The sequence below is a fragment of the Streptomyces torulosus genome (assembly GCF_001419765.1).
In the GTDB taxonomy this organism is placed as follows: Bacteria; Actinomycetota; Actinomycetes; order Streptomycetales; family Streptomycetaceae; genus Streptomyces; species Streptomyces torulosus.
Window position 1 is genome coordinate 1 of the sequence record NZ_LIRK01000029.1, and the last position, 6,725, is coordinate 6,725.

Below are 6,725 nucleotides of genomic sequence, written 5' to 3' on the forward strand. Positions count from 1 at the left end.
TGGTGCGCCGCCAGGGACTCGAACCCCGGACCCGCTGATTAAGAGTCAGCTGCTCTAACCAACTGAGCTAGCGGCGCAGACTCTGTCGCTTTTCGCTTTCGCGGCTGGCGACAGAGAAAATACTACCTGGTCTCCACGGGTGCCTTCGACCACGTAAACGTGACGTGGATCTCCAGCCAGCGCGGGCGACCGCTAGTGCTGTGGCCGGAAAGGTTTGCCGGAAAGCTCGCGGCGTCCGGTGCGGTGCCTCGCAAGGCGGAGCATGACCCGCGTACTGGATGCACTCGGGTCATGCGACAACGCCGCGAGGTGCCGTGCCGGGCGTCGCGAGCCGGTGAACCTTTCCGGTCACAGCACTAGATCGCCAGCGACAGCAGGACCGGTGCCGCCCCTCGGTTCAGGGTGTGCGCCGCCTGGCGGAGCCGGTGCGCGTGTTCCAGGGGCAGTGACAGCGCCAGACACCCGACGGAGGAGCCCGCGGTGATGGGGACGGCCGCGCAGACCGTGCCCGGCGCGTACTCCTGGAGGTCGAGGACCGGGACCGTCGGCGACTGGGCGTCGAGTTTGCTCAGCAGCACCCTCTCGTTGGTGATCGTGCGGGATGTGAGCCGGGCCGGCCGGTGCCGGGACAGGTGGTCCCGCCGGGCGTTGAGGTCGAGCTGGCCCAGCAGGCTCTTGCCTATGGCGGTGGCGTGGGCCGCCGAACGGAAGTCGACCCACTGGTGCACGGCGGGTGTGCCCGGTCCCTCGGCGCAGCCGGTGACCTTGATCTCCCCGTCCTCGTAGCGGCTGATGTAGACGGCGGCGCCCACCGAGTCGCGCAGCCGGTCCAGGGTGCGCTGGAGCTGCTCGCTCAGGGCCTGGTCATGGCCCTGGGCGGAACCCAGCCTGGCGAGTGCGACTCCGGTGACATAGGCGCCGTCGGTGGTCTGCTCCACATATCCCTCGCGGCGCAGCATCAGCAGGAGCGCGGTCAACCGCTCGCTGCCGACGCCGGTCCGGCGGGCGATCTCGGCGTCGGTGACGCCACCTGCGTGCCGCGCCACTGTCTCCAGGACGCGCAGCGCGTCCTGGGCCGAGTGGTTCGGCGCGGTCGGCTCGTGCTTGAGCGCCACGGTTTCCCCCTGCGCTTCTCGGGCCGTTTTTCGGACAGCTTGCCGTGTCCCACGATACGGCCCAAGGGGCTTACGCGCAGGGGTTGTTCGGCAGAAATTCCAGGGGCCTCCGGGCCTCTCAGCTGGTGGATCAGCACTCTGGCATATGCCAGAGTCATGGCCCGGCGGCTCCACCTCGGATGTTCCGCCGTGTTCGACCGCTCACGGCACGTAATCAGAGGACCGCGCCGAGGAACTCCCGCGTGCGTTCGTGCTCGGGTTCGCCGAAGATCTTCTCGGGGCTGCCCGACTCGATGACCTGGCCGGAATCGAACATCAGAACCTGATCCGAGATGTCACGGGCGAAGTTCATCTCGTGGGTCACACAGAGCATCGTGATGTCGGTGGTGCGGGCGATGTCCCGGAGGAGATCGAGCACACCCGCGACCAGTTCGGGGTCGAGCGCGGACGTCACCTCGTCGAGGAGCAGCACCTGCGGGCGCATCGCCAGGGCGCGGGCGATGGCCACCCGCTGCTGCTGCCCGCCGGAGAGCTGGGTCGGGTAGGAGTCGCACTTGTCGGCGAGCCCGACCATGTCCAGCAGCTCCCGGGCGCGCGCCTCGGCCTCGTCCTTGGACAGGCCGAGGACGGTGACCGGCGCCTCGGTGATGTTGCGCAGCACCTTCATGTTGGGGAACAGGTTGAACTGCTGGAACACCATCCCGATGTTCTTGCGGACCTCGCGGCACTGTTTGTCGCTCGCCGGGAACAGCCGCTGTCCGCCGACGGTGATCGTGCCCTCGTCGGGCTTGGTCAGGGTCATCAGCAGCCGCAGGATCGTCGTCTTGCCGGAGCCGGACGGGCCGATCAGCGTGACGTGCTTGCCGGCGTCGACGGAGAAGTCGAGCCGGTCCAGCACCGTATTGCTGCCGAATCGTTTGGTCACGTTCTCGAAGCGGATCAGCTCGGCGCGGTCCGCGGCACGGTCGGCGCGGGAGCCGGCTTCCTTCAACAGCGGGGTGTCAGCGGACAAGGCGACGCTCCAGGGTTCGCAGGAGGACGGAGGCGAGATAGGAGATGACGATGAACGCCACTCCGATGACGGTCAGGGGCTCGGTGAAGCGGAAGGTCTCCTGGGCGTAGAGCCGTGCCTCGCCGAGCATCTCCGGGACGGTGATCACCATGAGGATCGGGGTGTCCTTGAGCATCGAGATCACGTAGTTGCCCAGCGCGGGCACCACCCGGCGGACCGCCTGCGGCAGGATCACCACCGTCCAGGTGCGCCGCAGCGGCAGGTTCAGCGCCGTGGCCGCCTCCCACTGGCCCGCGGGCACCGCCTCGATACCGGCGCGGTAGACCTGCATCGTGTACGTCGAGTAGTGCAGCCCGATCGCGAAGACACCCGTGGTCAGCGCCGAGAACGTCAGGCCCCACTCGGGCAGCACGTAGAAGAGGAAGAACAGCTGCACCAGCAGCGGGGTGTTCCGGACGAACTCCGTGAAGACACCCACCGGCCAGCTCACCCAGCGGGTCGGCGTCCGCACCAGCAGCGCCCACACCAGCCCGAGCGCGAACGACACCACCGAGCCCAGCGCCAGCGCCTGCAGGGTGACGATCAGGCCGTCCCGGAAGTGCGGGAGGAAGTCGACGACCGCGTTCCAGTCCCAGTTCATCACGCACCCCCTCCGGCGCCCGCCGTCTCGGGTACGCGCGCCCGCGCCCCGCCCGCCTTCGCCGGAGCCCTGCCGACCCCGGCCTTCAGTCGCCGCTCCAGGGCCCGCATGGCCCGGGTGAGCAGGAAGGCGATCACGAAGTAGATGAGCAGGATGTACGTGTAGATCTCCACGCTCTCCTGGAGCGCCAGCCGCACCAGGCTGCCGCTGAAGGCGAGGTCGCCCATGCCCATGATCGACACCAGTGCCGTGCCCTTGAGCAGTTCGACCAGCAGGTTGGCGAAGGGCGGGATCATCTCCGGGACCGCCTGCGGCAGCAGGATCAGCCGCATCCGCTGCCACGGGGAGAAGCTCAGTGCGATCCCGCCCTCGCGCTGCGCCGGGTCGACGGAGTTCAGGGCGCCGCGCACGATCTCGGCGCCGTACGCCCCGTAGGTCAGCCCGAGGGCGAGGACGGCCGCCCACATCGGCACGAGCTGCCAGCCGAAGGCCAACGGCAGCACGAAGTACACCCAGAAGATCATGATCAGCGCGGAGGTACCGCGGAACACCTCGGTGTAGACGCCCGCGAGGAAGCGGACGATCCACCGGCGGTCGACACGCGCGATCCCCACGGCGAAGGAGACGGCCGTGGCCAGAAGTCCGCCGAACACCAGCAGTTGGACGGTGACCCAGACACCGCGCAGGACGAGTTCCCACAGGCCCGACGTCATGCGCGACAGAGCTCCCGCATCGTGAGGTCGGTCATCTCGACCTTCGTGAACCCGAACGGCCGCAGGACCCTGAGCAGCTCGCCGCTCTCCTTCATCTTCCGCAGCTCGGTGTTGAAGGCGTCCCGCAGCTTCGTCTCGGTGCGCCGGAACGCGAAGCCCGCGCCGTCCACCCGCGGCTTGCCGTCGACGCGCGCGGCGAACGGCTCGGTGGCCTCCGTCCTGCGGGACTTCTTGACGACCTCACGGGTGGTCAGGGACGTCCCCGCGAACACGTCGACACGGCCCGCCTCGACGGCGTTCATGCCCGCGACCTGGTCGGGGACGATCACGATGTCTCTCTCCGGGTAACCCGCCTCGACCGCGTGCTCGATCTGCGCGTACCCGGAGCCGGTGGCGAACCTGGCCTTGGCGCGGATCACGTCCGCGTAGTCGTTGAGGCCCTTGGGGTTGCCCTTGCGGACCACGAACGCGTCGAGCATCTGGTGGTCCGGCTCGGAGAAGATGACCTGCCCGCAGCGCTCGGGGTTGATGTACATCCCGGCGGACACCACGTCGAACTGCTGGGAGTTCAGGCCGGGTATGAGCGAGCCGAACTCGGTGGGCACGGGCTGGACGCGTTCCACGCCCAGCCGCCGGAAGATGATCCTGGCCACTTCCGGTCCCTCGCCGGTCAGTTCGCCGTTCGTGTCGATGTAGCCGAACGGGATCTCCCCGGCGATACCGAGCCGCGCCACGCCCTGCGCGCGCAGCCGGTCCAGCAGGTCACCCCCCTTCACACCGGAGGCGGAGGCGACCCGGCTGCACCCGGCGGCGCCCAGCGCGCCCGCGGTCGCGAGCGCGGACGCGCCGGCGAGCAGCGCCCGGCGGCTGGGGTCACGTGGGGTGCCGGTTCTTCCGGAAGTCTTCGTTGCTGGAGCCATGGCCGCGCGGCTACCCGACCCCATGCGATGTATTCGGGCCATCTGTGGCCCCTTCACGACCCCCGCACACACCGTGCCGCGGGCCCGACCGCCCTCGACCGCGGCCGCGGCGGCCGCCCGCGCGGCTCCCCGCGCCCCTGAACGCGCGGGGCGCGGGACCTGCCCGGGACGGCACCCGGCACCGTCGGATCGTTCCGCCGGCTCACGCCTGCACGATCGGTTCCCTGGTGAACAGGGCGCCCAGCTCCGGGGCGTTCACCCTGCGGTCGGCCAGGCGCAGGGCCTCCCAGACGCTGACCTGGGTGGCGGTGAGGACCGGCTTGCCCAGCTCCTTCTCCAGGTCGGGGATGTGGGAGGCGGTGCGCAGGGCCGTGTCGGGCAGCAGGAGCGCCTGGGCGTCGGGACGGTCCGCGTCCCGGGCGAGGGCGAGGATGTCGTCGACGGTCCAGGCGCCCACCTCCGCCGCCGTGGCGACGCCGGCCCCGCGCGCGGAGACGACCTCCAGCCCGCCCGCCGTCAGGAAGTCGACGAAGAGGCGGCTCACGTCGTCCGGGTACGTCGCGGCGACGGCCACACGGGCCGCGTGCACCTCCCGCGCCGCGTGCACGAAAGCGAAGGCCGTGGAGGAGGCGGGCAGACCCGCCGTACGGGCCAGGGCACGGATCTGCTCATGGGCGCCCTCGTAGCCGAGGACGAAGCTGCCGCCCGCGCACGCCCAGACGACCGCCTCCGCGCCGGACAGCCGCAGGGACTCGCAGCCCGCGGCCAGCCGCTCGGGCGCGCCCATCTCCCGCAGCGCGTCCACCCGGTGCGGGTCCTCACCGACGTCGATCTGCGCGAGGTCGACCCGGATGTCGCTGCCCAGGAGCTGCTCTATGCGTGGATAGTCGTCCTCGGCGGAGTGGCCCGGGTGGAGGAGTCCGAGAGCGGTCATGCCCAACCTTCCTGTTCTTCCGGCGGCGCCGGCGGTGGTGTGACGGCCCCGCACCGGACGCCTGCCTGGCCGACTCGTCGAGCAGAGCCTGGTACGGACCCACCGCCCGGGTACCCAGGTGACGCTCCGCCGCCCCTCATCGTCACCTGGTTGGCCGAGAGAACGCGGATCCACGCCCCGCACCGGGCCGGGGACGACCTCGTGGCCCGTGGCCGAAGAGGCGTGCACGGGACAACGTCCACCGGCCTCACGCAGAGAGAGATGTCGGCGACAGAACGTGTGCAAGTCCATGTTGACGGCGGGGGGTTCGGGTGCGAGCGTGGTCCATCAGTGCATGTCACACGCATCCCACGGGGCCGATCGAGTCGCATCCCGCCACGATCCGCGCTCCGTCCAGGCCGCACTACGGACGGTTTCCCAGCGATATGACCGCGACGCGCAGACCGACGCTCCTCGTCCTCGACGCCGAGCCCCGCCCCCGGCTCGGGCGCCTCACCGGACGGGCGACGATCGAGTACACCGACGCGTCGACGCTGCCCGAGCGGCTGCCGCACGCCGACGTGCTGCTCGTGTGGGACTTCACCTCCCACGCGGTACGGGACGCCTGGCCCGGGGACGGCCCCCGCCCCCGCTGGGTGCACACGGCGAGCGCAGGCGTCGACCACCTCCTGTGCCCCGAACTCGTCGCCTCCGACACGGTGGTGACGAACGCCCGCGGCATCTTCGACGAGCCCATCGCCGAGTACGTCGCCGCGCTCGTCCTGAGCATGGCGAAGGACCTGCCGCGCAGCTGGGAGCTCCAGGGGCGCCGGGAGTGGCGACACCGCGAGACGCTGCGCGTCGCGGGAAGCCGTGCCTGCGTGGTGGGGTCGGGGCCCATCGGGCGGGCGATCGTACGGTCGCTGAAGGCGATCGGCGTGCACAGCGCCCTCGTCGGCCGGGTGGCGCGCGTCGGTGTCCACGGCCCCGAGGACCTCGACCGGCTGCTCGCCCGCGCCGACTGGGTGATCGCGGCGGCCCCGCTGACGGAGGAGACCCGCGGCATGTTCGACGCCCGCCGCTTCGGCGTCATGCAGCCCTCCGCGCGCTTCGTGAACGTGGGCCGCGGACAGCTCGTGGTCGAGGACGCGCTCGTGGACGCCCTGCGCCGGCGGTGGATCGCGGGGGCGGCGCTGGACGTCTTCGACCGGGAGCCCCTCGCGGTGGACGACCCGCTGTGGGACGTACCCGGCCTGATCGTCTCGCCCCACATGAGCGGCGACACGGTGGGCTGGCGCGACGCCCTGTCCGAGCAGTTCGTGAAGTCGTACGACCTGTGGGAGGCCGGGCGGAGGCTGCCGCATGTGGTGGACAAGCAGAGGGGGTATGTACCGGGCGCCTAGTGACTCGGG

Annotated in this window: 7 protein-coding genes, 1 tRNA gene and 1 pseudogene; 1 reads left to right on the forward strand and 8 read right to left on the reverse strand. The window is 70.6% G+C overall.

The genetic code is table 11. The annotated features are described in order from the left end of the window. The 8 genes and pseudogenes from AOK23_RS03020 to AOK23_RS49300 all read right to left on the reverse strand — a co-directional run. Window positions 1-77 (reverse strand) — tRNA-Lys (locus AOK23_RS03020). Between the two features lie 279 nt (window positions 78-356). Next, a complete protein-coding gene (locus tag AOK23_RS03025) occupies window positions 357-1,115 on the reverse strand; it encodes an IclR family transcriptional regulator (protein ID WP_055711195.1) in 759 nt (252 codons plus the stop codon). Between the two features lie 214 nt (window positions 1,116-1,329). Then, window positions 1,330-2,106, reverse strand: a complete 777-nt coding sequence (gene ehuA / locus AOK23_RS03030; protein WP_055711200.1) for an ectoine/hydroxyectoine ABC transporter ATP-binding protein EhuA — start codon at window positions 2,104-2,106, stop codon at window positions 1,330-1,332. Window positions 2,107-2,116: 10 nt separating this feature from the next. After that, window positions 2,117-2,767, reverse strand: a complete 651-nt coding sequence (ehuD, locus tag AOK23_RS03035; RefSeq protein ID WP_055519034.1) for an ectoine/hydroxyectoine ABC transporter permease subunit EhuD — start codon at window positions 2,765-2,767, stop codon at window positions 2,117-2,119. Beyond that, window positions 2,767-3,480: an ectoine/hydroxyectoine ABC transporter permease subunit EhuC gene (gene ehuC, locus AOK23_RS03040; protein WP_055711196.1), complete on the reverse strand. Its 714-nt coding sequence runs from the start codon at window positions 3,478-3,480 to the stop codon at window positions 2,767-2,769. The genes ehuD and ehuC overlap by 1 nt, the downstream gene beginning before the upstream one ends. Further along, window positions 3,477-4,400 (reverse strand): ectoine/hydroxyectoine ABC transporter substrate-binding protein EhuB, encoded by a 924-nt coding sequence (gene ehuB / locus AOK23_RS03045; protein WP_055711197.1) that lies wholly within the window; start codon window positions 4,398-4,400, stop codon window positions 3,477-3,479. The genes ehuC and ehuB overlap by 4 nt, the downstream gene beginning before the upstream one ends. Window positions 4,401-4,602: 202 nt before the next feature. After that, window positions 4,603-5,334, reverse strand: coding sequence for a maleate cis-trans isomerase family protein (locus AOK23_RS03050; protein ID WP_055711198.1), 732 nt, complete (start codon window positions 5,332-5,334; stop codon window positions 4,603-4,605). Beyond that, window positions 5,331-5,504, reverse strand: a pseudogene (locus AOK23_RS49300) (maleate cis-trans isomerase family protein); the annotation flags it as partial. The gene AOK23_RS03050 and the pseudogene AOK23_RS49300, both read right to left, overlap by 4 nt. A 255-nt stretch (window positions 5,505-5,759) precedes the next feature. Here AOK23_RS49300 and AOK23_RS03055 point away from each other — a divergent pair. After that, window positions 5,760-6,716, forward strand: coding sequence for a D-2-hydroxyacid dehydrogenase (locus AOK23_RS03055; RefSeq protein ID WP_055711199.1), 957 nt, complete (start codon window positions 5,760-5,762; stop codon window positions 6,714-6,716). Window positions 6,717-6,725: the final 9 nt, after the last annotated feature.